The sequence below is a fragment of the Brevundimonas vesicularis genome (genome assembly GCF_032067225.1).
GTDB classification, from domain to species: Bacteria; Pseudomonadota; Alphaproteobacteria; order Caulobacterales; family Caulobacteraceae; genus Brevundimonas; species Brevundimonas vesicularis_F.
Genome location: NZ_DAMBJX010000019.1, coordinates 1 through 20,033, shown reverse-complemented (window position 1 = coordinate 20,033; position 20,033 = coordinate 1). Strand labels below are relative to the sequence as shown.

The 20,033-nt window shown below is 66.2% G+C and carries 22 protein-coding genes; 15 read left to right on the top strand and 7 right to left on the bottom strand.

The genetic code is table 11. From position 1 onward, the window contains the following. The first annotated feature begins 75 nt into the window (after nt 1-75). From RT123_RS06740 to ahpF, 4 genes are all read left to right on the top strand, one after another. Nucleotides 76-585 carry a DOMON-like domain-containing protein gene (locus RT123_RS06740; RefSeq protein WP_313008469.1) on the top strand — a complete coding sequence of 170 codons (510 nt, stop codon included), beginning with the start codon at nt 76-78 and terminating at the stop codon, nt 583-585. Next, nucleotides 582-1,784 carry a DUF1343 domain-containing protein gene (locus tag RT123_RS06735; RefSeq protein WP_313008468.1) on the top strand — a complete coding sequence of 401 codons (1,203 nt, stop codon included), beginning with the start codon at nt 582-584 and terminating at the stop codon, nt 1,782-1,784. The genes RT123_RS06740 and RT123_RS06735 overlap by 4 nt, the downstream gene beginning before the upstream one ends. 107 nt (nt 1,785-1,891) lie before the next feature. Beyond that, nucleotides 1,892-2,455 carry an alkyl hydroperoxide reductase subunit C gene (gene ahpC / locus RT123_RS06730; protein WP_017504020.1) on the top strand — a complete coding sequence of 188 codons (564 nt, stop codon included), beginning with the start codon at nt 1,892-1,894 and terminating at the stop codon, nt 2,453-2,455. Between the two features lie 142 nt (nt 2,456-2,597). Next, nucleotides 2,598-4,187, top strand: coding sequence for an alkyl hydroperoxide reductase subunit F (gene ahpF / locus RT123_RS06725; RefSeq protein WP_313008467.1), 1,590 nt, complete (start codon nt 2,598-2,600; stop codon nt 4,185-4,187). 4 nt (nt 4,188-4,191) lie between these two features. On the opposite strand, the gene RT123_RS06720 is transcribed toward ahpF, so the two are convergent. The 3 genes from RT123_RS06720 to RT123_RS06710 form a co-directional block, all read right to left on the bottom strand. Beyond that, nucleotides 4,192-4,446, bottom strand: a complete 255-nt coding sequence (locus RT123_RS06720; protein WP_313008466.1) for a YdeI/OmpD-associated family protein — start codon at nt 4,444-4,446, stop codon at nt 4,192-4,194. Nucleotides 4,447-4,487: 41 nt separating this feature from the next. Next, nucleotides 4,488-5,306, bottom strand: a complete 819-nt coding sequence (locus RT123_RS06715) for a transporter (RefSeq protein ID WP_313008465.1) — start codon at nt 5,304-5,306, stop codon at nt 4,488-4,490. A gap of 74 nt (nt 5,307-5,380) precedes the next feature. Next, nucleotides 5,381-6,031, bottom strand: coding sequence for an alpha/beta hydrolase (locus RT123_RS06710; RefSeq protein WP_017504016.1), 651 nt, complete (start codon nt 6,029-6,031; stop codon nt 5,381-5,383). Between the two features lie 158 nt (nt 6,032-6,189). Here RT123_RS06710 and RT123_RS06705 point away from each other — a divergent pair, with 158 nt between their 5' ends. From RT123_RS06705 to RT123_RS06665, 9 genes are read left to right on the top strand one after another with little or no spacing between them, the layout of a single operon-like run. Next, the gene (locus RT123_RS06705; protein WP_055753471.1) at nt 6,190-6,669 is read left to right on the top strand and encodes an Rrf2 family transcriptional regulator; all 480 of its coding nucleotides are present in this window, start codon (nt 6,190-6,192) and stop codon (nt 6,667-6,669) included. Continuing rightward, nucleotides 6,666-7,805: a cysteine desulfurase family protein gene (locus tag RT123_RS06700; RefSeq protein WP_313008464.1), complete on the top strand. Its 1,140-nt coding sequence runs from the start codon at nt 6,666-6,668 to the stop codon at nt 7,803-7,805. Before RT123_RS06705 ends, RT123_RS06700 begins: the two co-directional genes overlap by 4 nt. After that, nucleotides 7,805-9,271 (top strand): Fe-S cluster assembly protein SufB, encoded by a 1,467-nt coding sequence (gene sufB, locus RT123_RS06695; RefSeq protein ID WP_313008462.1) that lies wholly within the window; start codon nt 7,805-7,807, stop codon nt 9,269-9,271. Before RT123_RS06700 ends, sufB begins: the two co-directional genes overlap by 1 nt. A 13-nt stretch (nt 9,272-9,284) precedes the next feature. Continuing rightward, nucleotides 9,285-10,034: a Fe-S cluster assembly ATPase SufC gene (sufC, locus tag RT123_RS06690; protein WP_313008461.1), complete on the top strand. Its 750-nt coding sequence runs from the start codon at nt 9,285-9,287 to the stop codon at nt 10,032-10,034. After that, the gene (gene sufD, locus RT123_RS06685; RefSeq protein ID WP_313008459.1) at nt 10,031-11,053 is read left to right on the top strand and encodes a Fe-S cluster assembly protein SufD; all 1,023 of its coding nucleotides are present in this window, start codon (nt 10,031-10,033) and stop codon (nt 11,051-11,053) included. Before sufC ends, sufD begins: the two co-directional genes overlap by 4 nt. Further along, nucleotides 11,032-12,270, top strand: coding sequence for a cysteine desulfurase (locus RT123_RS06680; protein WP_313008458.1), 1,239 nt, complete (start codon nt 11,032-11,034; stop codon nt 12,268-12,270). The genes sufD and RT123_RS06680 overlap by 22 nt, the downstream gene beginning before the upstream one ends. A 4-nt stretch (nt 12,271-12,274) precedes the next feature. Next, nucleotides 12,275-12,664: an SUF system Fe-S cluster assembly protein gene (locus RT123_RS06675; protein ID WP_039247388.1), complete on the top strand. Its 390-nt coding sequence runs from the start codon at nt 12,275-12,277 to the stop codon at nt 12,662-12,664. 13 nt (nt 12,665-12,677) lie between these two features. Beyond that, nucleotides 12,678-13,067 (top strand): HesB/IscA family protein, encoded by a 390-nt coding sequence (locus RT123_RS06670; protein ID WP_066551375.1) that lies wholly within the window; start codon nt 12,678-12,680, stop codon nt 13,065-13,067. Between the two features lies 1 nt (nt 13,068). Then, nucleotides 13,069-13,416, top strand: a complete 348-nt coding sequence (locus RT123_RS06665) for a TfoX/Sxy family protein (protein WP_313008457.1) — start codon at nt 13,069-13,071, stop codon at nt 13,414-13,416. A gap of 4 nt (nt 13,417-13,420) precedes the next feature. Here the strand turns inward: RT123_RS06665 and RT123_RS06660 are convergent, their stop codons facing one another. The 4 genes from RT123_RS06660 to RT123_RS06645 all read right to left on the bottom strand — a co-directional run bounded on the left by RT123_RS06660 (nt 13,421) and on the right by RT123_RS06645 (nt 17,782). Beyond that, nucleotides 13,421-14,173: a 1-acyl-sn-glycerol-3-phosphate acyltransferase gene (locus RT123_RS06660; RefSeq protein ID WP_307511551.1), complete on the bottom strand. Its 753-nt coding sequence runs from the start codon at nt 14,171-14,173 to the stop codon at nt 13,421-13,423. A 37-nt stretch (nt 14,174-14,210) separates the two neighbouring features. After that, a complete protein-coding gene (locus RT123_RS06655; protein ID WP_091746499.1) occupies nt 14,211-15,260 on the bottom strand; it encodes a GGDEF domain-containing protein in 1,050 nt (349 codons plus the stop codon). 108 nt (nt 15,261-15,368) lie between these two features. Beyond that, nucleotides 15,369-16,931: a DEAD/DEAH box helicase gene (locus RT123_RS06650; RefSeq protein WP_313008454.1), complete on the bottom strand. Its 1,563-nt coding sequence runs from the start codon at nt 16,929-16,931 to the stop codon at nt 15,369-15,371. A 245-nt stretch (nt 16,932-17,176) separates the two neighbouring features. Next, nucleotides 17,177-17,782 carry a hypothetical protein gene (locus RT123_RS06645; RefSeq protein WP_313008453.1) on the bottom strand — a complete coding sequence of 202 codons (606 nt, stop codon included), beginning with the start codon at nt 17,780-17,782 and terminating at the stop codon, nt 17,177-17,179. 184 nt (nt 17,783-17,966) lie between these two features. Between RT123_RS06645 and RT123_RS06640 the strand changes: the two genes are divergently transcribed. Further along, nucleotides 17,967-18,830, top strand: a complete 864-nt coding sequence (locus RT123_RS06640; RefSeq protein WP_313008452.1) for a 50S ribosomal protein L11 methyltransferase — start codon at nt 17,967-17,969, stop codon at nt 18,828-18,830. Between the two features lie 9 nt (nt 18,831-18,839). Next, the coding region (locus RT123_RS06635) for an aminopeptidase P family N-terminal domain-containing protein (RefSeq protein ID WP_313008451.1) at nt 18,840-20,033 on the top strand (1,194 nt) is incomplete at its 3' end.

Below are 20,033 nucleotides of genomic sequence, written 5' to 3'. Positions count from 1 at the left end.
CTATCGCAACGCGCGGTGAGCGTCACGGCGATGCATGAGCGTTGACCGTGCGCGTTGCTTCGATACGAAGGCTCTATGCGCCTGCCTTTGATCCCGCACCCGACATCCAGCCCGGCGGGGCTGACGCTGGAGGTCGAGGCGCGGCGAGCCGGGCGGGTGCTGAGCCTGGAGTATGTGCTGGCCGGACCGGTGGAGCGGGTGTGGCGGCCGGAGGCGGCGGCGCGGGTGCGGACGGATGGGCTGTGGCAGGCGACCTGTTTCGAGGCGTTCGTTCGCACCGAGGCGGGCGGCTATGTCGAATACAATCTATCGCCGTCGGGGGCGTGGGCGGCCTATCGGTTCGACGGCTATCGCGAGGGGATGCGGGAGCTGGAGATGCCCGCGCCGTTCATCGTGACGCGGTCGGCGCCTGGACAGTTCGTGCTGACGGCGGACGTGACCTTGCCGGAGGATGCGGTCGGGGCGTCTGGGTTGGCGGCGGTGATCCGGGGCGTGGACGGGGCGATCGGCTATTGGGCGCTGGCGCATCCTTCGGATAAGCCGGACTTTCATCATCCCGACTCGTTCGCGCTGGACCTGACATGAACTTCGGCCTCGACCGCCTTTTGTCCGACGACGCCCTGAGGGCGCAGCTGAAGGGGCGACGCGTGGCCTTGCTGGCGCATCCGGCGTCGGTGATGAAGGATCTGACCCATGCGGTGGACGCGCTGGCCGCCTGTCCCGAAATCCGGCTGACCGCCGCCTTTGGCCCGCAGCACGGGATGAAGGGCGATCTGCAGGACAATATGATGGAAAGCCCGGATTATCGTGATCCGGTGCACGGCTTTCCCGTCTTCAGCCTGTATGGCGAGGTGCGGCGCCCGCGCGATGAATGGATGGCCGAGTTCGACGTGCTACTGGTCGATCTGCAGGACCTGGGCTGCCGCATCTACACCTATGTGACGACGCTTCTGTACGTGCTGGAGGCGGCGGCGAAACACGGCAAGTCGGTCTGGGTGCTGGACCGGCCCAATCCGGCGGGACGGCCGGTCGAGGGGATGACGCTGAAGCCCGGCTGGGAAAGTTTCGTCGGGGCCGGGCCGATGCCGATGCGCCACGGCATGACGATGGGCGAATTGGGCCTGTGGTTCATCGACCAGTTCAAGCTGGATGTGGATTACCGGGTGGTGGAGATGCAGGGCTGGGCGCCCGAGGCGGGGCCGGGCTTCGGCTGGCCGCTGCTGGACCGGTCATGGGTCAATCCCAGCCCGAATGCGCCGAACCTGTCGATGGCGCGCGCCTATGCGGGCACGGTGATGCTGGAAGGCGCGACCCTGTCGGAAGGGCGGGGGACGACACGCCCGCTGGAGCTGTTCGGGGCGCCGGACCTCGATGCGCGGGCGGTGATCGCGGAAATGCAAGCCTTGGCGCCGGACTGGCTGGGCGGCTGCATCTTGCGCGACATGTGGTTCGAGCCGACCTTCCATAAGCACGTCGGAAAGCTGTGCAGCGGGGTGCAGATCCACGTCGATCACCCCGGCTACGACCATGCCGCCTTCAAGCCGTGGCGGGTTCAGGCCCTGGGCTTCAAGGCGATCCGTCGCCTGTATCCCGACTACGATCTGTGGCGGGATTTTCCGTACGAGTATGCGTTCGGCAAACTGCCCATCGACGTGATCAACGGCGGACCGGGCCTGCGGGAATGGGTGGACGACGCCGGCGCGACGCCGGGCGATTTGGATGTGGCGGCGCAGCCAGACGAAGCGGCTTGGGAAGAGGCGCGACGGCCGTTCCTGCTCTACTGAAAACCATAACCAAAATCTATTGCGCATCTGCAAATAAGTGATTGGGCTTATTTGGTGCGGTGCGGTAGGGAGAGCGCCTCCCAACCACCTTGCATTGGATTTTGCGCATGGCCCTCATCAACACGACCATCAAACCCTTTACGGCCGAAGCCTATAAGGGCGGCAAATTCCTGACGGTCACGGACGCCGACGTCGCGGGTAAGTGGGCGATCTTCTTCTTCTATCCGGCCGACTTCACCTTCGTGTGCCCGACCGAGCTGGAAGACCTGGCCGACCACTATGCCGAGTTCCAGAAGCTGGGCGTCGAGATCTATTCGGTGTCGACCGACACCCATTTCTCGCATAAGGCCTGGCACGACTCGTCGCCGGCGATCGGCAAGATCGAATACACGATGCTGGGCGATCCGTCGGGCCTGGTGACCAACAACTTCGACGCCATGCGACCGGGCGTGGGCCTGGCCGACCGCGCGACCTTCCTGGTCGATCCGGACGGCGTAATCCAGTTCACCGAGACGACGTCGGAAGGCATCGGCCGCAACGCCGCCGAACTGCTGCGCAAGGTCAAGGCCGCCCAGTATGTGCGTTCGCACCCCGGTGAAGTCTGCCCGGCCAAGTGGGAAGAAGGCGAAGCCACCTTGGCCCCGTCGCTCGACCTCGTCGGCAAGATCTAAGACTGACTACGCCTATCGGGTCCGGCCTTCGGGTCGGACCCACCCGGCCGCCTCCCAAATGCGGGACGCGGACCTTATCGCGCAGGCCTCGCCGGGATCGGGTCGAAGGCGGCGCGTTACCCTGAAATTTGAGGAGCATCCGATGCTAGACGCCAATCTGAAATCCCAGCTCGAAGCCTACCTCAAGAACATCGTCCATCCCGTCGAACTGGTCGCCTCGCTGGGCGCGGGGCCCAAGTCGATCGAGCTGAAGACCCTGTTGGAGGAGATCGTGTCGGTCTCGCACGGCAAGGTGGAGATGGGCCGCGACTATGATGACGAGCGCCAGCCCAGCTTCCTGATCCGTCGCAAGGGCACGGACATCGGCGTGCGGTTCGCGGGCATTCCGCTGGGCCACGAGTTCACCTCGCTGGTGCTGGCCCTGCTGCACGTCGGCGGCCATCCGTCCAAGGCGGCGCAGGAGGTGATCCAGCAGGTCAGGGACCTGGACGGCGACTATGTGTTCGAGACCTACTTCTCGCTGTCGTGCCAGAACTGCCCGGACGTGGTGCAGGCGCTGAACCTGATGAGCGTGCTGAACCCGCGCATCAAACACGTCGCCATCGAGGGCGGCCTGTTCAAGGACGAGGTCGAGGAACGCAAAATCATGGCCGTGCCGACGGTCTTCTTGAACGGCGAACTGTTTGGTCAGGGCCGGATGGAGCTGGAGCAGATCGTCGCCAAGATGGATTCCGGCGCCGAAGCCCGCGCGGCCGAGCGGCTGAAGTCCAAGGATCCGTTCGAGGTTCTGGTGGTCGGCGGCGGGCCGGCCGGGGCGGCGGCCGCCATCTATACGGCGCGCAAGGGCATTCGTACGGGCGTCGTCGCCGAACGCTTCGGCGGACAGGTGCTGGATACGATGGCGATCGAGAACTTCGTCTCAGTCCCCTACACCGAGGGCCCCAAGCTGGCGGCCCATCTGGAACAACACGTCCGCGAGTATGAAGTGGACCTGATGAACCTGCAGAAGGCGGCCAAGCTGATCCCGGCCAAGGTTGCGGGCGGCCTGCACGAGGTGGTGCTGGAGAACGGCGCATCGCTGAAATCGCGGACCGTCATCCTGTCGACGGGCGCGCGCTGGCGCCAGATGAACGTGCCGGGCGAGGAGCAGTACAAGAACAAGGGCGTGGCCTATTGCCCGCACTGCGACGGGCCGCTGTTCAAGGGCAAGCGGGTGGCGGTGATCGGCGGCGGCAACTCAGGCGTCGAGGCGGCGATCGACCTGGCGGGCATCGTGGCCCATGTGACGCTAATCGAATACGACAGCGAGCTGCGGGCCGATGCTGTGCTGCAACGCAAGCTGGCGACCCTGCCGAACGTGCGGATCGTGACCTCGGCCCTGACGACCCAGGTGCATGGCGACGGCGAAAAGGTGACGGGCCTGTCCTACAAGGACCGCAACTCCGACGCCCATCACGACGTCGATCTGGAAGGCATCTTTGTGCAGATCGGTCTGGTCCCGAACACCGAATGGCTGCACGGCGCGGTGGGCCTGACCCCGCGCGGCGAGATCGAGGTGGATCACCGCGGCGAGACCTCGCAGCCGGGCATCTTTGCGGCGGGCGACGCGACGACCGTGCCCTACAAGCAGATCGTCATCGCCATGGGCGAAGGCTCTAAGGCGGGTCTGTCGGCCTTCGACTACATGATCCGCACCGAGCCGGCGAAAGAGGCGGTGGTCGAACCGGCGTGATCGCTTAACGGTGAGGGCAGCCGGGCCAGCAGCAGGGGCGGCGCTTGCCGTCGGTCAAGCTCGCCCGGCCCCAATACAGCCGTTTGCGCCAGGTTTCCGACTTCTTGGCGGTCTCGATCCAGCAGATCCATTCGTTGCGGGCCAGGGGCGTGATGTCGCGCCAGGTCGCCAAGGCGTCCGGCGCGGCGACCAACGACGCGCGCAGGTCGTCCGGCAAGTCATGAACCACGCCGCCGGGGATGTCGGTCGCATCTGCCATGCCCATTTGTCGCAGCGACAGGTCTGATCCGCAACGGCGCGTTAGAACCGCCGTGCGAGACCGACACCGAACTCCACGTCCGGGCTGTCGTCGTTCAGGCCGAAGTTAAGGCCGAAGTCCAACTGGGCGTCGCGCAGGGACGGGGGCGACCAGACGGCGGTCAGGTCGAAGGTGGACGGCGTGGTCGGCGCGACGGGATCATCGTCGCGGCTGATCCAGACCTCGGCGCCCAGGTCCCATTGGCCGAAGCCGCGGCCGACGCCGGCGACCATCGTGTAGGCGGCGTGGCGGCCGTCCCCGTCCGCGTCCGAGACCCAATCGACTTCGGGTGACAAAGCCAGGCTCCAGTCGTCGTTCAGCGGGATGGAGACCGGCAGGATGACGCCGCCCTCGAAACCGTCGGCGCGAATGCCGCGCGCACCGGTCGGCGCGGTGATGAAGCCGGAAATCGCGACGGACAGGCCCGAGCCATCCGGGTTTTTCAGAGAATGGCGCAGGCCGAGACTGAGATCGCCGACGCCTTCGTTCACATCACGATCGCCGGTCGCGCGGTCGAGAATGCGTTCGTGGTTCCAGGTCGTGAGTCCGACTTGAAGCTCAGTCAGGCCGGTCAGGCCATAGCGCACGAACAGGTCACCGGCGTCCCAGGTGTCGGTCCGTGTCGTGCCGTCCGTCTGGCGCGCGCCGTCGATCAGGCCGAGTTCGACCTGCCAGCGGCCCTTGTCGAGGATGCAGGTCGGAGTGCCCTTGCCGGGGCGATCGGCGCAGAAATCGCGCTCTGGTGCGGGAGTCGGCTGAGCCGCAACGGCCGTGGGCAAGGCCAGAGAGGCGATCAAGGCGAGCAGAAGGGGCGGACGCATGGCGGATCTCGCAGCGATGTGTCGCCCGATCATGCCGCCCGCGCCTTAATCCAGCCGTGACGCCAAGCTGAATATCAGGCCGGCTTTTCTTCCAGACGCTTGTCCAGATAGGCGCCGACGCGGGTTTCGACCGCGCTCATGTGGTCTTGCCAGAAGTGGCTGGCGCCCTCTTCCAGTTCGTAGTCGATGATGATGCCCTTTTGGGTGCGCAGCTTGTTGACCACGCGCTCGACCTCGACCGGCGGGACGATGGTGTCGGCCGTGCCGTGCAGGAACAGGCCGGACGCCGGGCAGGGCGCCAGGAAGCTGAAGTCATACATGTTCGACGGCGGCGAGACCGAGATGAAGCCGTCCGTCTCGGGGCGACGCATCAGAAGCTGCATCCCGATGTAGGCGCCGAACTGATAGCCGGCGACCCAGGTCTGGCTGGCACCAGGGTTGTTGGCCTGAAGCCAGTCGAGGGCGGTGGCCGCATCGGCCAGCTCGCCGATGCCCGAATCGAACTCGCCCTGCGACTTGCCGACGCCGCGCGAGTTGTATCGCAAGGTCGCAAAGCCGCGCTGCTGGAACAACTGGTGCAGGGTGACCGCGACCGGGTTGTTCATATGTCCGCCCGCCTTGGGGTGCGGGTGCAGGATCAGCGCGATCGGGGCGTTCGGGCGCTTGCCCGGGGAATAGCGGCCTTCGATGCGACCGGAGGCGCCGGGCAGGATGACTTCAGGCATAGGGGCTCTGGAATCCGTTCAACTGTCATTTCGCGAGTGCGTAATACTTGACCGCAGAGGTGGGACTTTCTAAGTCCCTCCGCAAGCGCGCCGCCTTTGCGAAGGCGCGGGTTCTAGCACAGGAGCCCCGAAAAGCGCGCAATTTTTGAAGGTGCGAAATGCGTCTGTCGACCAAGGGACGATACGCCGTGATGGCGATGGCCGATCTGGCGAAGAACGGACGCGGCGAGAGCGGTGAAATCCGGGCGGTTTCGCTGGCCGAGATCGCCGCGCGCCAGGAGATTTCGCTGAGCTATCTGGAGCAACTGTTCGCTCGTCTGAGGAAGAGCGAACTGGTCAAGAGCGTGCGCGGACCAGGCGGCGGATACCGTCTGGCCAAGGCGGCGCACGAGACGGTGGTCGCCGAGATCGTGCTGGCCGTGGATGAGCCGATCCGGGCGACGCGGTGCGTGGCGCATGGCTCGCCCAAGGGCTGCATGCTGGCCGGCGAACGCTGCATCACCCACAATCTTTGGGAAGACCTGGGCGACGAAATCCATCGCTATCTGGCGGGCGTCTCGCTGGAGGATGTGGTGATGAACCGCACGGGACAGCGTCGGCGCAATGTCGAGCCTTCTGCCGTCGGGGTGGCGGCATGACCGGCGTCTATCTGGACTATAACGCCTCGGGCCTGGTGCGGCCGGAGGTGCTGAAGATCATGGCCAGGGCCCTGGCCGACAACGGCAATCCGTCGGCGGTCCATGCGGCTGGCCGGCGGGCGCGGGCGCGGGTCGAGAACGCGCGGGCGCAGGTCGCGGACCTGGTCGGGGCCGATCCGACGGCGGTGGTTTTCAACTCGGGCGGCACCGAAGCCAATGCCCAAGGCATCGCCAGTGCGCTGGCTGTGGGCTGCGAGCGCCTGATCGTGTCCGCGACCGAACATCCGTGCGTGGCCGAGACGGCGGCGAATGCGTGGGCGCCGGTCGAGGTGCTGCCGGTCGATGCGAACGGGGTGGTCGATCTGGACTGGCTGGCGCAGGCGCTGAGCCGCCCGGGCCGGGCCGTGGTCGCCATCCATCATGCGAACAATGAAAGCGGCGTCATCCAGCCGATCGCCGAGGCGGCGGCTCTGGTGCGGGCGGCGGGCGGCTGGCTGCATGTCGACGCCATCCAATCGGCGGGCAAGATCGCGGTCGATATGCGCGCGCTGGACGCGGACACCCTGACCCTGTCGGCGCACAAGCTGGGCGGGGCGCAGGGCGTCGGCGCCCTGATCTTCAAGGCAGGCCTGTCGGGCGTGCGGATCCTGCACGGTGCGGGGCAGGAGCGGGGCCTGCGCGCCGGGACCGAGAACGTGCCGGGCATCGCCGGGTTCGGCGTCGCGGCCGATTGCGCCGCGCGGGATCTGGAGACGATGGCCTCGCACGTCGCCTGGCGCGATGCGGCCGAGGCGAAGGTCAAGGCCGCAGGCGCGACCATCATCGGCGGCGGCGTGGCGCGGCTGCCCAACACCCTGTTCATGGCCGTCGAGGGCTGGGACAGTCCGCAGCAGTTGATTACCCTGGACCTGACGGGCGTCATGGTGTCGGCCGGCTCGGCCTGCTCGTCGGGCAAGGTCAAGCCGTCCAAGACCATCAGCGCCATGGGCCTGAATGCGCTGGCGACCGGGGGCGTGCGCGTCTCCGGCGGCTGGGGCACGGTCGAAAGCGACTGGGTGCGGTTCGCCGACGCCTGGGTCGCCGCCTACAACAAGCACAAGACGCGCGCCGCCGAGCGCGTGAGAGAGGTCGCCTGATGGCCGCCGTCAAGGAAACCATCGACGCCGTCGCCGCGCTGGAGAAGTATGAGCACGGCTTCACGTCCGATATCGAGACGGAATATGCGCCCAAGGGACTGAGCGCCGAGATCGTGCGCTTCATTTCCGAAAAGAAGGGCGAGCCGGAATGGATGCTGGAATGGCGTCTGGCCGCCTATGAGCGCTGGCTGGCAATGGAAGAGCCGACCTGGGCGGCGGTCCGTTACGAGCCCGTCGATTATCAGGACCTGTTCTACTATGCGGCGCCCAAGGCGAAGGAGGGGCCCAAGTCGCTGGACGAGGTCGATCCCGAGATCCTGGAAATCTACAAGAAGCTGGGCATCCCGCTGAAGGAGCAGGAGGTGCTGGCCGGGGTGCAGGGCGCGCCCAAGGTCGCCGTGGACGCCGTGTTCGACAGCGTGTCGGTGGTCACGACCTTCAAGGAAGAACTGGCCAAGGTCGGCGTGATTTTCATGCCGATTTCCGAGGCCTTGCGCGAATATCCTGATCTGGTTCGGCAATATCTGGGGTCGGTGGTGCCGGTCTCGGACAATTATTTCGCAGCGCTGAACAGCGCGGTCTTTTCGGACGGGTCATTCGTCTACATCCCGCCGGGCGTCAAATGCCCGATGGAGCTGTCGACCTATTTCCGCATCAACGCTAGCCAGACCAGCCAGTTCGAGCGGACCCTGATCATCGCCGACAAGGGGGCCTACGTCTCCTACCTTGAGGGCTGCACCGCGCCGATGCGCGACGAGAACCAGCTGCACGCGGCCGTGGTCGAGATCGTGGCGTTGGACGACGCCGAGGTGAAATATTCGACGGTCCAGAACTGGTATCCGGGCGACGCCGAGGGCAAGGGCGGCATCTACAACTTCGTGACCAAGCGCGCCGACTGCCGGGGCGATCGGTCCAAGGTGTCGTGGACGCAGGTCGAGACCGGCTCGGCCGTGACCTGGAAGTATCCGTCTTGCGTCCTGAAGGGCGAAGAAAGCTCGGGCGAGTTCTATTCCATCGCCATCACCAACGGACATCAGCAGGCCGACACCGGCACCAAGATGATCCACTTGGGCAAGAACTCGAAGTCGCGGATCATCGCCAAGGCAGTGTCGGCGGGCAAGTCGGACTCGACCTATCGAGGCCTGGTCTCGGTGCATCCGAAGGCGACGGGCGTGCGCAACTTCACCCAGTGCGACTCCCTGCTGATCGGCAAGGAGTGCGGCTCGCACACCATCCCTTATATCGAGGCGCGCAACGGCTCGGCCCAACTGGAGCACGAGGCGACGACGACGCGCCTGTCGGACGACCAGCTGTTCTACGCCCAGCAGCGGGGGCTGTCGCAGGAGGAGGCGGTGGCCCTTCTGGTCAACGGCTTCGTCCGCGACGTGATGCAGAAACTGCCGATGGAGTTCGCCGTCGAGGCGCAGAAGCTGGTGGCGATCAGCCTTGAAGGCTCGGTTGGATAATCAAGAAGAAACAATGCTTAACATCAACAACCTCCACGTCGCTGTCGGCGAAAAGCCGATCCTCAAGGGCCTGACGCTCGACGTTCCCGCCGGCGAGGTGCACGCCATCATGGGGCCGAACGGGGCCGGCAAGTCGACGCTGGGCTACGCCCTGTCGGGACGGCCGGGCTATGAGGCGACAGAAGGGTCTGTCGAATGGGCGGGCGAGGACCTGCTGGCGCTGGACCCGGCCGAGCGGGCGGCCAAGGGCGTCTTCCTGTCGTTCCAGTATCCGATCGAGATCCCCGGCGTGCCGGCTCTGACCTTCGTGCGGACGGCGCTGAATGCGCAGAAGCGTGCGCGGGGCGAGGAGGAGGTGGCGGCGCCGGCCTTTCTGAAGCTGGTCCGTGAAGCGTCCAAGGCGCTGAAGATGGACTTCGACATGCTGAAGCGGCCGCTGAATGTCGGCTTCTCCGGTGGCGAGAAGAAACGGATGGAGATCCTGCAGATGGCCCTGCTGGAGCCGTCGCTGCTGATCCTGGACGAGACCGATTCCGGCCTGGATATCGACGCCCTGCGCATCGTGTCGGAGGGGGTCAACGCGCTTCGTCGTCCCGACCGCGCCATGCTGGTCATTACCCACTATCAGCGCCTGCTCGACTACATCAAACCGGACCGGGTGCATGTGCTGGCCGGCGGCCGGATCGTGGCCTCGGGCGGGCCGGAACTGGCTCTGGAGCTGGAGGCGGAAGGGTACGACAAGTATCTGCCGCAAGCTGCATGAGCGTGGCCTTCGCCATCAACCTGACCGACGCTGAGACCTATCCGTCAAGGCGCACGGAGGCGTGGAAATACAGCGACCTGAAGCGCTATCTTCGCGCCGCGCCGGAGCCGTCAGGCACGGCTGAGGTCGGGCCGCCGGGACCGTTTTATGATCTGGGCGGTGAGGCGATCGTCTTCGCCAACGGGCGCGCCGTGGGCGTGACCGACTTCATCGCCTCGGGCGAGCGGACGCTGCGGCTGCGCTATGTGTCGGACGCCGTCGGCACGGGCCACACGGCCAGCGCGCGGGTGTCGGCGCGCGCCGGTGCCAAGCTGCTGCTGCTGGAAACGCATGAGGGCGCAGGCTCGGCCTACGTCGCGCACAATACGCTGGAACTGGACGTGGCGGCCGGGGCCGAGGTGACGCGCGTCGTCCTGGTCGAGGAGCCGGAAGACGCCATTTCCATCGCCGAGGCCCATGTGAAGGTCGAGGCGGGCGGCATCTATCGTCAGACTATCGTCACGACCGGCGCCAAGCTGCAGCGGATCGAGACGCGCATCACCCACTATGCGCAGGGCGCGAATGTGCAGGCCGACGGCCTGTATCTGCTGAACGGATCGCGCCATACTGACCTGACCAGCGTGGTGCGCCACGTCGAGCATGACGGCGCGACCTCGCAACTGATCAAGGGCGTGGCCCGCGATACGGCGCGCGGCGTTTTCCAGGGCAAGATCGTGGTCGAGCGCGGCGCCGACGGCACCGATGCGCGGATGGGCCACCACGCCCTGATCGCCTCCGAGCGGGCCGAGATCGACGCCAAGCCGGAACTGATCATCTATGCCGACGACGTGCAGTGCGCGCACGGCAATACGGTGGGGACGCTGGACGAGAGCGCCCTGTTCTACATGCAGCAGCGCGGCATCCCGGCCGAGGAGGCCCGCGCCCTGCTGACCCAGGCCTTCCTGATCGAGGTCATCGACCGGATCCAGCACGAGGGCGCGAGAGAGGTGGCGCGGGAATGGCTGACGGCGCGGTTGTGAACACCTTCGATCCCTACGCCGTGCGGGCGCAGTTCCCGATCCTGTCGCGACAGGTGAACGGCAAGCCTCTGGTCTATCTGGACAATGCGGCCTCGGCCCAGAAGCCGCGTGCGGTGATCGACGCCCTGGTGGCGACGATGGAGGGCGGCTACGCCAACGTCCACCGGGGCCTGCACACCCTGTCGAACGAGGCGACCGAGGCCTTCGAAAAGGCGCGCGAGATCGTCGCCCGTTTCCTGAACGCCGAGAGCGCCGAACAGGTCGTCTGGACCAAGGGCGGGACCGAGGCGATCAATCTGGTGGCCAACGGGCTTGGGCTGTCGATCCAACCGGGCGACGAGATCCTCGTCTCGGAGATGGAGCATCACTCCAACATCGTGCCGTGGCATCTGCTGCGTGAACACCGCGGGGCGGTGATCAAGTGGGTTCCGGTCAAGGACGACGGGTCGCTGGACATGGCGGCCTATGCCGACATGCTGGGGCCCAGGACGCGAATGGTCGCCGTCACCCATATGTCGAACGTGCTGGGGACGATCAATGCGGTCGCCGAGATCAGCCGCCTGGCCCATGCGGCCGGGGCGCAGGTGCTGATCGACGGGTGCCAGGGGGCGGTTCATGCGACGCCGGACGTGCAGGCCATCGGCTGCGACTTCTACGTTCTGACCGGGCACAAGCTGTTCGCCCCGACGGGCATCGGCGCCCTGTACGGCAAGGCCGAGGCGCTGGAGGCGCTGCCGCCCTATCAGGGCGGGGGCGAGATGATCGAGACGGTCGAGCAGGACCGCGTGACCTATGCCCGGCCGCCGCACCGGTTCGAGGCCGGGACGCCCCCGATCCTGGAGGCCATCGGCCTGGGCGCGGCCCTGGAATGGCTGGCGCAATACGACCGGGCGGCCGTGCAGGCGCATGAGCATGCCCTTTATCAGCACGCCGTCGACCGACTTCAGGGTCAGAACTGGCTTCGGATTCTGGGCCAGGCCGAAGGCAAGGGCGCGATTTTGACCTTCGCCGTCGAGGGCGCGCACGCCCATGACGTCGCCCAGATCATGGATCGTTACGGGGTCGCGGTGCGGGCCGGTCTGCACTGCGCCGAGCCGCTGGCGAAAAGAATGGGGGTGACGTCGAGCACCCGCGCCTCCTTCGCCCTATATAACACCGTGGAGGATGCCGACGCCTTCGTGGATGCGCTGATCAAGGCGCGGAACTTCTTCGTATAAGCCGATGACAGATCAACCGATTCAAGACAGCGACGCCTTCAGGGACGCCTGGGACGAGCCCCAGAAGAGCGCCCTTTCGCAGGCCGAGTTGGACACCCTGACCGATCAGCTGATCGAGGCGCTGAAGACGGTCTATGACCCGGAAATCCCGGTCGACATCTATGAACTGGGCCTGATCTACCGCGTGGACGTGAACGACGATCGCGACGTGGTGGTGGACATGACGCTGACGGCGCCCGGGTGTCCGGTCGCCGGCGAAATGCCGGGCTGGGTCGAGACGGCGGTGGAGAAGGTTGAAGGCGTGCGCAGCGCCAAGGCCAATCTGGTGTTCGATCCGCCGTGGGACGCCTCCAAGATGAGCGACGAGGCCAAGCTGGCCCTGAATATGTTCTGATGGGCATGTTCTGATGAGCGAGCTTCAAGCCACATCCCGTCCACGTCGCCCACGCCCCAAGGCCGTCACCCTGACGGATGCGGCCGCCGAGCGGGTGCGTGAGATCCTGGACAATGCCGAGAACGATCACATCGGCCTGCGCATCGGCGTCAAGAATGGCGGTTGCGCGGGGCAGGAATACACCTTCGCCTATGCCGACGAGATCGGGCCGATGGACGAGGTGGTCGAGGACAAGGGCGTCACCATCCTGATCGAGCCCCGGGCCGTGCTGTTCCTGATCGGCACCGAGATCGACTATGAGACGACGCGTCTGGCGTCCAAGTTCGTGTTCAACAATCCGAACCAGACCGACGCCTGCGGCTGCGGCGAGAGCGTGACCATCGTGCCGGTCGCCGCCGACTGAGATGGCTTACGATGCGGACTTCGGCGAATGGGTCCGCGAGCATTTCCACGCGCTCGGCCGGCTGGAGATCAAGCGTATGTTCGGCGGGGCAGGGGTCTATGCCTCCGGCGTCATGTTCGCCCTGCTGGACGACGGCGTGGTCTGGCTGAAGGGCGACGAGGCCCTGGGCGAGGCCTTCGTCGAGGCCGGCTCGCGTCAGCTCACCTATCCGACCAAGGACGGCCGCATGATGAGCATGGGCTACTGGAGCTTGCCCGAAACGGCTCTGGACGATCCCGACGAAGCCGTCGCCTGGGCGCGGCGGTCGCTGGATGTGGCGGTCAAGAAGGCGTCGAAAAAGAAGCGCTAGCCCTCTATTTAGTCGGTGTGTCGATCAGCACAGCCGGCGTCACGGGTTGACCCGTGGCTTGAGCGACGAGTTCGGCGGTGCGGGTCTCGGTGACGGCTTCGAGGCGAGCCAGGAACTCGTCCTTGGGAAGGCCGACAGGGATCGGGTCGAGGAACTCTAGCGTCGCCGTGCCGGGGTGCTTCTCGTACTTTTCCTCGGGCCAGAAGAGGCCGAGGTTGGTGGCGAGCGGCACGACGGGCACGTCGAAGTCGCGGTACATGTGCCAGACGCCCGAACGATATTTGAACTTCTTGCCGACGGGCGCGAGGTGCCCCTCGGGATAGATCAGGATCTTGCGGTTCTCGGCGCGGGCCTCGGCGGCGCGCATGGCCAGGGCCTTGCGGGCTTCGTGGCCGCCGCAGGAGTTGACGACGATGGCGCCCAGCTTCTTCAGGACGCCCCCCAGCAGGGGGAACTTTTCCAGGTGATCGCCGGTGACGAAGGCGATGTCGTCGAACTGGTCATAAGTGGCAAAGCCGTCGCCCCAGCTTTGATGTTTTGAGGCGATGATGAAGGCGCCCGCAGGCAGTCGATCCTTGCCGCGAACGTCCAGCTTGATGCCGGCGAAGATCGACATGGCCTGGACCATGCGCTTCACATAGCGACGGATGACCCAGCTGGCCGGGCCGCGACCGGGAGCGAGCGCGGCGAAGGCGGCGGTCAGCCCGTAGCCGATCGACAGAATCCAGTAGGCGACATTGAAGGCGAAGCTGCGCATGGGACGACTATGGCAGAAAGCTTGGCCTTGTCAGACCCTAAGCCGCCTTTTCGAGCGAGGAGGCAGGCGTGACGCAGTTACGGCCCGCACGTTTGGATTCGTACAGGGCGGCGTCGGCGCGTTCCAGCAGGCTGGCGGCGGTTTCGCCTTTTTGGCGCTGGGCGAAGCCAGCAGAAACCGTGACTGAGCCCAGGTCATCATTGGTCGAACGACGGCGCAGCGCGCGTGACGCCACGTCGTTGCGAATGCTTTCAAGCGCGGCCATGACGACGCCGGCGCCTTCACCGGGGAAGATGATGGCGAACTCCTCGCCCCCGAACCGGGCGGCGAATCGGGTCTTGCCGCAGATGTTGGACAGGACGGTGGAGACATAACGCAGCACCTGATCGCCGGTCTGGTGGCCCCACGTGTCGTTGAACCGTTTGAAGTGGTCGATGTCCAAGATGGCCAGGCTGAGCGGCGCGCCGTCATCCTCGGCGCAGGCAGCCTCGAGCCGTTCATCGAAGGCCTTGCGGTTGGCCAGATTGGTCAGGGCGTCGGTCATGGCGTCACGGCGCACCTGTTCCAGGTTTTCGCGCAGGCGGATGACTTCCTTGTTGGACTTTTCCAGACGTTTTTCCAGGATCGCCGTTTCCCGACGCACGCGGTTGGTCGCGGTCGACAAGCCGCCGACCAGATCCTTCAGCGACGACGGATCATCGACGGTTTCCATGCACTGCGAGGCGTCGGCGAGGGTTTCGCCATAGTCGTGCTGGGTCTTGTGCGCCATTGCGATGGCGCTGGCGACGCTGGCCAGTTCGCGGTCCAGCACGGCGCCGACGTCGCGGATCTGATCCGGCAGGCGACCGCGAGGCAGGAACTCGGCGGCCAGCATTTCGGACGTCTTGTCAGTGATGACGGCGGACTGCGCCAGAAGACGGCGGATTTCCTGGGCCAGGGGGCCGTCGGGGTCGCTGATGTAATGCAGCCAAAGCTCGAAGTTCAGCGGTGTGGGCCAGACGCCGGCTTTTTCCATTTCGCCGATGACGTTGCGCGCCAAAGCATAGGCTTGAGGAGCTCTTAGCGCCGTCTCGACCTTTTTCGACATTCTTGTTCCCCTAGCTCCTGTTCTGGAGCTGTATCGGGGCGCACACTACGGGATGTTCCGTAATGCAGGGTAAACGGCGCGGCGTTCACCGCGCCGTTGTGTACGAATTCAAGCGCGAATGACGACGGGCCGGCGCAGGAAGGCGGGGATGTCGTCGCCGAAGCCACGCACGCCTTGGCGCTGCGTATCGCTCTTGTCGGCCCTGCGGTCGCCGCGGCGATCGGATTGCAGCAGTTGCGGTTCGCGGTCTGCACGGTCGGGGCGCGCGGCGTGAGCGGTCTCAACAGGCTCGACGATCGGCTGCGCTTCGATTGCGGCGACGGGAGCCGCGACTTCAACCGGCGCCTCGGGGCGGGCCTTGCGGCGGCTGCGGCTGCGGGGCGCCGCGGCCTCTTCAGACGATGGCGCGGCGGTGACGGGGGCGATGTCGACAGGCTCTGCGGACGGGGCGGGCGCGCTGCTGGTACGAGACCGGCTGCGACCGCGTTCGCCCGAGCGTTTGTCGTCGCGGCGCGGGCCGTCCTTGATGGCGGCGAAGTCGATGCCGTCCAGAACCAGCTCTTCCGGATCCTTCTTGATCAGCTTCAGGACCTTATCCAGCGACTTGTCGTCGGCCGGGGTCACGATCATGAAAGCCTGGCCCAGCTTGCCAGCTCGGCCGGTACGGCCGATGCGGTGGACGTAGTCGTCGGCGTGGTGCGAGACGTCGTAGTTGAAGACGTGGCTGACGTCCGGGATATCCAGGCCGCGCGCGGCGACATCGGAGGCGACCAGAATCTTCAGTGCGCCCGAGCGGAAGTCCGCCAGGGTCTTCATCCGGTGCGACTGATCCAGGTCGCCATGGATCGGCGCGGCGTCGAAGCCGTGGGTCTTCAGCGACTTGGCGATGATATCGACTTCGGATTTGCGATTGCAGAAGACGATGCCGTTACGCACGTCCTCACGGCCGACCAGGGCGCGCAGGGCGGTCCGCTTGGCCTTGGGGTCCGAGGTCGGGATGCGGACGATGTATTGGGTGATGGTGTCGGCGGTCATCGCCGGACGCGAGGCCTCGATCCGGGTCGGATCCTTGAGGAAGGCGGTCGTCAGGCGCGTGATCTCCGGCGGCATGGTGGCCGAGAAGAACAGGGTCTGGCGACGGGGCGGCGTCAGTTTGAAAATGCGCTCGATGTCGGGGATGAAGCCCATGTCGAGCATCCGGTCGGCCTCGTCGACGACCATGATCTCGACGCCGGTCAGCAGCATCTTGCCGCGTTCGAACAGATCCAGCAGGCGGCCGGGCGTGGCGATCAGGACGTCGACGCCCTTGTTCAGCGCCGCGACCTGGTCGCCCATGGAGACGCCGCCGATCAGCAGGACCCAACTGAGCTTGGTGCCCTTGGCGTATTTGGCGAAGCTCTCGGCGACCTGATCGGCCAGTTCGCGCGTCGGCGCCAGGACGATTGCGCGCGGCATGCGGGCCCGAGCGCGGCCGGTGGACAGGCGGTCGACCAGGGGCAGGGTGAAGGCGGCGGTCTTGCCGGTGCCGGTCTGGGCGATGCCGAGCACGTCACGGCCGGCGAGGGCGACGGGGATCGCCTGTTCCTGAATTGGCGTGGCGGTCGTGTAGCCGGTGTCGGCGACGGCCTGAAGGGTCGTGGGCGAAAGGCCCAGTTGCGAAAATTCGGTCATGAATCCTTGGGAGAGAAAGCGTCTGCGTGCATAGCAGCGACGGAACCGCCCCTCTTTGGGCGAGCGGGCGGCGCGGATCGCAGACCTGTCCCGAGGCTGGGGGGCATATAGAAGCCCCTGCGCAGAAGTCAAGTATTCCTGGTTTTTCGCTCAGCCGGCCGCACGTCTTAAATCGCGGCCCGAAAACGAAAATCGCCGGACGGGCGAGCCGTCCGGCGATCTGCTGGATCAGAGAGGAAGTGCGATCAGCGCTTGCCGAAGATCATGTCGCCCAGCTTGGCGAAGAAGCCCTTTTCCTCGGGCTTGGCGGCGGGCGCCGGCGCCGGCTTGGGGGCTTCGACCGGCTTGGCAGCGGGAGCCGGCGTCGGCGCGGGCGCCGCAGCGGCGGGCGCAGCAGCGGGTGCGGGCGCAGCGGCGGGCTTGGGCGCGGCGACGGGCTCGGCAGGCTTGGGCGCAGCTGCGGCCGGCTTGGCGACAGGCGCGGCCTTCGGGGCGGCGGCGGGTTTCGAAGCGGCGGCCTTGGGGGCGGCAGTTTTGGTTGCTCCAGGCTTTGCCGCCGTCGCCTTCGGTGCGGCCGCTTTCGGAGCCGCAGGCTTCACTGCAGTCTTGACGGCGGCGGGTTTGGGTGCAGCAGCCTTGGGAGCGGCTTTCGGAGCAGCCTTGGGGGCAGGGGCGGTTTTCGGCTTGGCTGCGGCCTTGGCGGCGACCGGCTTAGCAGCGGCCTTGGGGGCGGCGGTTTTGGGCGCCGCAGCCTTGGAAGCTACAGCCTTCGAGGTAGTGGGCTTCGGCGCAGCAGCTGCCGGCTTAGCAGCGGCCTTGGGCGCGGCGGTTTTCTCGGCGGCGGTCTTCACAGCGCTCGACTTCGGCGCGGCTTTAGGCTTGGAAGCGGCGGTCGCCGGCTTTGGCGACGCTGGTTTAGACGTAGACGGTGACTTGGCCATGTATTCCCCGACCCCTCGGTTTGATAAAAACGCGGCGGCGACGGGCGTTCAGCACCGGATCGCTACGATTCGCCATATTACCGGTGTTTGAAAAATGTCCGAGTCCGCACTTCAGATAATCGCACGCGGCCCGCGCGCCGCCGCAGAGGCCGCCGCAGAGGCCGTAGACGCCGATCCGCGACTGGAAGGCGCGACCTATTCGATCCTGGAAGAGGACGAGGACAATGACGTCTGGCGCATCGACGCCTTCCCCACGACCGATGACGAGGTCGAGGGGCTGAAGGCGGTGCTGGCGGGCTATCCGGTCACGGTGTTGGTCGAGAAGCTGGCGGACGCCGACTGGCTGGCCATGTCGCTGTCGGGGCTGCCGCCGGTCGAGGCCGGGCGGTTTTTCGTCTATGGCGCACACGATCAGGGCAAGGTGCCCGAAGGCCGCGTCACGCTGAAGATCGACGCCGGCGCCGCCTTCGGCACGGGCCACCATGGCACGACGGTCGGCTGCCTGGAGGCGTTCGACAAGCTGCTGGAGACCGAAAGCTTCGAGAAGGTGCTGGACGTCGGTTGCGGCACGGGCGTGCTGGCTATCGCGGCGGCCAAGACGGGCACGCCCATCGCTGTTGGCACTGACATCGACGAGCCCTCGGCCCGGATCGCCAATGAGAACGCCGAGATCAACGAGGCCAAGTGCGACTTCTATTTCGCCGACGGTCTCAGCGATCCGCGTATCGCCCAGCATCAGCCGTATGATTTGGTGTTCGCCAACATCCTGGCCGCGCCGCTGGTTCATCTGGCGCCCGAGATCGAGGCAGCGCTGAAGAGCGGCGGGGTCGCGATCCTGTCGGGCCTGCTGCGCACGCAGGAGGAGCGGGTGCTGGAGGCCTATCTGCCGCTGGGCTTCACGGTCGAGCAGACCATCCATCACGACGCCTGGAGCGCCCTGCAACTGCGCAAGGGCTGAGGATCGATCATGCGCCAGACTTTCGACGAGACGACCGACCCTTCCTTTGGGGCCAAACATCTGCCGCTGCTGCGCGCCGAAATGGCCGAGCAGGGATTGGACGGGTTTCTGATCCCCCATGAGGACGAGCATCAGAACGAATATCTGCCGGACGCCAATGAGCGTCTGGCCTGGGCGACCGGCTTCACCGGCTCGGCCGGGGCGGCGGTGGTGTTTCAGGATCGGGCCAGCATGTTCACCGACGGTCGCTACACCGTTCAGGTGAAGGCCCAGACCGATCCGGCGCTTTTCGAGCGACGCGACCTCAATGACGTGGCGGCCTATCTGGAGACGGCGGCGAAGGGGGCGGTGATCGGTTATGATCCGCGTCTGCACAGCCCGGATGCTTTGGTCGCCCTGAAGGCGGCGGCGCAGAAGGCGGGGGCCGAGTTGCGCGCCGTGGACGCCAATCCGCTGGACCTGGCCTGGGGCGCCGATCGTCCGGCCCAGCCGACGGCGCCGGTCGTGCCGCACGAAGATGTCCATTCCGGCGAAAGCCACGCATCGAAGCGGGCGCGGATCGGCAAGGCAGTGGCGGACGCCGGCGCAGACGCGGTAGTGCTGACGGCGCCGATGTCGATCGCCTGGCTGTTCAATGTGCGCGGCGGGGACGTGATCCGTTCGCCCCTGCCGATCGGCCAGGCCATCCTGGCGGCGGACGGCAAGGCGCGGCTGTTCCTGGACCCGGCCAAGGTGACGAATGCTTTGCCGGCCTGGCTGGGCGACGATGTCCGCATCGAGGCGACCGAGCAGCTGCCGGCTGCGCTGGACGGGCTGTCGGGCCGAAAGGTCATGATCGATCCGTCGCTGTCCTCGGCCTGGTATTTCGACCGGCTGGAAGCGGCGGGCGCGACGGTGGTGCGGGCGATGGACCCCTGCGCTATTCCCCGTGCGGCCAAGAATGCGGTGGAGATCGAGGGCAGCCGTCAGGCGCACATTCGTGACGGAGCGGCGCTGAGCCGGTTCCTGCACTGGGTCGATACGGTGGTGCAGGAGACCTTGCCGGACGAGCGCGAAGTAGTCGAGGCGCTGGAGCGATTCCGCGAGGAGACCGGGGCGTTGAAGGACCTGAGTTTCGACACCATCGCCGGGGCCGGGCCGAACGGGGCCTTGCCGCATTACAAGCCGGTGGGCGCCAGCATCCGCAAGGTCGAGAAGGGCTCG

Excerpts from the sequence above, each read along its gene's own strand:
- RT123_RS06740 (WP_313008469.1), top strand. The coding sequence starts at position 76 with ATGCGCCTGCCTTTGATCCCGCACCCGACATCCAGCCCGGCGGGGCTG.
- RT123_RS06735 (WP_313008468.1), top strand. The coding sequence starts at position 582 with ATGAACTTCGGCCTCGACCGCCTTTTGTCCGACGACGCCCTGAGGGCG.
- ahpC (WP_017504020.1), top strand. The coding sequence starts at position 1,892 with ATGGCCCTCATCAACACGACCATCAAACCCTTTACGGCCGAAGCCTAT.
- ahpF (WP_313008467.1), top strand. The coding sequence starts at position 2,598 with ATGCTAGACGCCAATCTGAAATCCCAGCTCGAAGCCTACCTCAAGAAC.
- RT123_RS06720 (WP_313008466.1), bottom strand. The coding sequence starts at position 4,446 with ATGGCAGATGCGACCGACATCCCCGGCGGCGTGGTTCATGACTTGCCG.
- RT123_RS06715 (WP_313008465.1), bottom strand. The coding sequence starts at position 5,306 with ATGCGTCCGCCCCTTCTGCTCGCCTTGATCGCCTCTCTGGCCTTGCCC.
- RT123_RS06710 (WP_017504016.1), bottom strand. The coding sequence starts at position 6,031 with ATGCCTGAAGTCATCCTGCCCGGCGCCTCCGGTCGCATCGAAGGCCGC.
- RT123_RS06705 (WP_055753471.1), top strand. The coding sequence starts at position 6,190 with ATGCGTCTGTCGACCAAGGGACGATACGCCGTGATGGCGATGGCCGAT.
- RT123_RS06700 (WP_313008464.1), top strand. The coding sequence starts at position 6,666 with ATGACCGGCGTCTATCTGGACTATAACGCCTCGGGCCTGGTGCGGCCG.
- sufB (WP_313008462.1), top strand. The coding sequence starts at position 7,805 with ATGGCCGCCGTCAAGGAAACCATCGACGCCGTCGCCGCGCTGGAGAAG.
- sufC (WP_313008461.1), top strand. The coding sequence starts at position 9,285 with ATGCTTAACATCAACAACCTCCACGTCGCTGTCGGCGAAAAGCCGATC.
- sufD (WP_313008459.1), top strand. The coding sequence starts at position 10,031 with ATGAGCGTGGCCTTCGCCATCAACCTGACCGACGCTGAGACCTATCCG.
- RT123_RS06680 (WP_313008458.1), top strand. The coding sequence starts at position 11,032 with ATGGCTGACGGCGCGGTTGTGAACACCTTCGATCCCTACGCCGTGCGG.
- RT123_RS06675 (WP_039247388.1), top strand. The coding sequence starts at position 12,275 with ATGACAGATCAACCGATTCAAGACAGCGACGCCTTCAGGGACGCCTGG.
- RT123_RS06670 (WP_066551375.1), top strand. The coding sequence starts at position 12,678 with ATGAGCGAGCTTCAAGCCACATCCCGTCCACGTCGCCCACGCCCCAAG.
- RT123_RS06665 (WP_313008457.1), top strand. The coding sequence starts at position 13,069 with ATGGCTTACGATGCGGACTTCGGCGAATGGGTCCGCGAGCATTTCCAC.
- RT123_RS06660 (WP_307511551.1), bottom strand. The coding sequence starts at position 14,173 with ATGCGCAGCTTCGCCTTCAATGTCGCCTACTGGATTCTGTCGATCGGC.
- RT123_RS06655 (WP_091746499.1), bottom strand. The coding sequence starts at position 15,260 with ATGTCGAAAAAGGTCGAGACGGCGCTAAGAGCTCCTCAAGCCTATGCT.
- RT123_RS06650 (WP_313008454.1), bottom strand. The coding sequence starts at position 16,931 with ATGACCGAATTTTCGCAACTGGGCCTTTCGCCCACGACCCTTCAGGCC.
- RT123_RS06640 (WP_313008452.1), top strand. The coding sequence starts at position 17,967 with ATGTCCGAGTCCGCACTTCAGATAATCGCACGCGGCCCGCGCGCCGCC.